Source organism: Pseudoalteromonas phenolica (genome assembly GCF_005876835.1).
In the GTDB taxonomy this organism is placed as follows: Bacteria; Pseudomonadota; Gammaproteobacteria; order Enterobacterales; family Alteromonadaceae; genus Pseudoalteromonas; species Pseudoalteromonas phenolica_B.
Genome location: NZ_PPSW01000029.1, coordinates 1 through 3,165, shown reverse-complemented (window position 1 = coordinate 3,165; position 3,165 = coordinate 1). Strand labels below are relative to the sequence as shown.

Genomic DNA, 3,165 nt, shown 5'->3' with positions numbered 1-3,165 from the left:
AAATCTGGAAAAAATCTGATAATTTCTAAAACTTTCTACTTTAGTTCATATTAGCTTCTGAGCTAAAACCACTTTGGCGTTGTATGGTTAAGCCTCACGGGTAATTAGTACTGGTTAGCTTAATGTATCACTACACTTCCACACCCAGCCTATCAACGTTGTAGTCTCCAACGGCCCTTCAGTTAACTTAAAGTTAAAGTGAGAACTCATCTCGAGGCTCGCTTCCCGCTTAGATGCTTTCAGCGGTTATCGATTCCGAACGTAGCTACCGGGCAATGCAATTGGCATCACAACCCGAACACCAGCGGTTCGTCCACTCCGGTCCTCTCGTACTAGGAGCAGCCCCTCTCAATTCTCAAACGCCCACGGCAGATAGGGACCGAACTGTCTCACGACGTTCTAAACCCAGCTCGCGTACCACTTTAAATGGCGAACAGCCATACCCTTGGGACCGACTTCAGCCCCAGGATGTGATGAGCCGACATCGAGGTGCCAAACACCGCCGTCGATATGAACTCTTGGGCGGTATCAGCCTGTTATCCCCGGAGTACCTTTTATCCGTTGAGCGATGGCCCTTCCATTCAGAACCACCGGATCACTATGACCTACTTTCGTACCTGCTCGACGTGTCTGTCTCGCAGTTAAGCTGGCTTCTACCATTACACTAACCGTACGATGTCCGACCGTACTTAGCCAACCTTCGTGCTCCTCCGTTACTCTTTGGGAGGAGACCGCCCCAGTCAAACTACCCACCAGGCACTGTCCACAATCCCGATAAGGGACCTATGTTAGAACATCAAACATACAAGGGTGGTATTTCAAGGATGGCTCCATGACATCTGGCGACGCCACTTCAAAGCCTCCCACCTATCCTACACATGTAGGCTCAATGTTCAGTGCCAAGCTGTAGTAAAGGTTCACGGGGTCTTTCCGTCTAGCCGCGGGTACACAGCATCTTCACTGCGATTTCAATTTCACTGAGTCTCGGGTGGAGACAGCGTGGCCATGGTTACACCATTCGTGCAGGTCGGAACTTACCCGACAAGGAATTTCGCTACCTTAGGACCGTTATAGTTACGGCCGCCGTTTACCGGGGCTTCGATCAAGAGCTTCGCCTAAGCTAACCCCATCAATTAACCTTCCGGCACCGGGCAGGTGTCACACCGTATACGTCATCTTACGATTTTGCACAGTGCTGTGTTTTTAATAAACAGTCCCAGCCACCTGGTCACTGCGGCTCCCGTCCGCTTAGAGAGTAAATCTCGTCACAGATAGGAGCGTACCTTCTCCCGAAGTTACGGTACAATTTTGCCTAGTTCCTTCACCCGAGTTCTCTCAAGCGCCTTAGTATTCTCTACCTGACCACCTGTGTCGGTTTGGGGTACGATTCGAAATAATCTGAAGCTTAGAGGCTTTTCCTGGAAGTAGGGCATCATCAACTTCACTACCGTAGTAGCTCGTCTCGACTCTCAGCCTTAGCGACCCGGATTTTCCTAAGTCACCAGCCTACAGCCTTTCACATGGACAACCATCGCCATGCTTGATTAGCCTGCTCCGTCCCCCCATCGCAATTATTCCAAGTACGGGAATATTAACCCGTTTCCCATCGACTACGCTCTTCAGCCTCGCCTTAGGGGTCGACTTACCCTACCCTGATTAACATGGGATAGGAACCCTTGGTCTTCCGGCGTGCGGGTTTTTCACCCGCATTATCGTTACTCATGTCAGCATTCGCACTTCTGATACGTCCAGCAAACCTTACAGTTCACCTTCAGCCGCTTACAGAACGCTCCCCTACCCCGCATACTAATGTATGCAGCCGTAGCTTCGGTGGTATGTTTAGCCCCGTTACATCTTCCGCGCAGGCCGACTCGACTAGTGAGCTATTACGCTTTCTTTAAAGGATGGCTGCTTCTAAGCCAACCTCCTAGCTGTTTTAGCCTTCCCACATCGTTTCCCACTTAACATACACTTTGGGACCTTAGCTGACGGTCTGGGTTGTTTCCCTCTCCACGATGGACGTTAGCACCCACCGTGTGTCTCCCGGATATTACTTTACGGTATTCGGAGTTTGCAAAGGGTTGGTAAGTCGGGATGACCCCCTAGCCTTAACAGTGCTCTACCCCCGTAAGTATTCGTCCGAGGCTCTACCTAAATAGATTTCGGGGAGAACCAGCTATCTCCCGGTTTGATTAGCCTTTCACTCCAAGCCACAGGTCATCCCCTAACTTTTCAACGTTAGTGGGTTCGGTCCTCCAGTTGATGTTACTCAACCTTCAACCTGCCCATGGCTAGATCACCGGGTTTCGGGTCTATACCTTGCAACTCAACGCCCAGTTAAGACTCGCTTTCGCTACGGCTACCCTAAACGGTTAACCTCGCTACAAAATATAAGTCGCTGACCCATTATACAAAAGGTACGCAGTCACCCTCGAGGGGCTCCTACTGCTTGTACGTACACGGTTTCAGGTTCTATTTCACTCCCCTCACAGGGGTTCTTTTCGCCTTTCCCTCACGGTACTGGTTCACTATCGGTCAGTTGGGAGTATTTAGCCTTAGATGATGGTCCACCTATATTCAGTCAAAGTTTCACGTGCTCCGACCTACTCGATTTCACTTTAGATAAGTTTTTGTGTACGGGACTGTCACCCTGTGTCGTCAAACTTTCCAGAATGTTCCACTAACTACACTAAAGCTTAAGGGCTAATCCGATTTCGCTCGCCGCTACTTTCGGAATCTCGGTTGATTTCTTTTCCTACGGGTACTTAGATGTTTCAGTTCTCCGCGTTCGCCTCGTTAACCTATGTATTCAGTTAACGATACCTGCAAGCAGGTGGGTTTCCCCATTCGGAAATCCTAGTCTCAAGCGCCTCTTACTGGCTTGACTAGGCTTATCGCAAGTTAGTACGTCCTTCATCGCCTCCAACTGCCAAGGCATCCACCGTGTACGCTTAGTCACTTAACCATACAACCCAAAATGGTTTGTATCGTCAAAGACAGTTTTAACTTCGCCAGAAGTTAATATTGAATACTAAAGTAGACGCTAATAAACAAATGAATGTTTATCGGCATTGTTTTACTTTTGAAAACTCTTTTTAGAATTTCTTCTAAAAGAATTAATTATCAGCTTTTCCAAATTTTTAAAGAGCAATATTAATTAGCTAT

The 3,165-nt window shown here is 48.4% G+C and carries 1 rRNA gene; it reads right to left on the bottom strand.

What is annotated here, in order from left to right:
* Positions 1 to 83: 83 nt before the first annotated feature.
* Positions 84 to 2,965, bottom strand: a 23S ribosomal RNA gene (locus tag C1E24_RS17140).
* Positions 2,966 to 3,165: the final 200 nt, after the last annotated feature.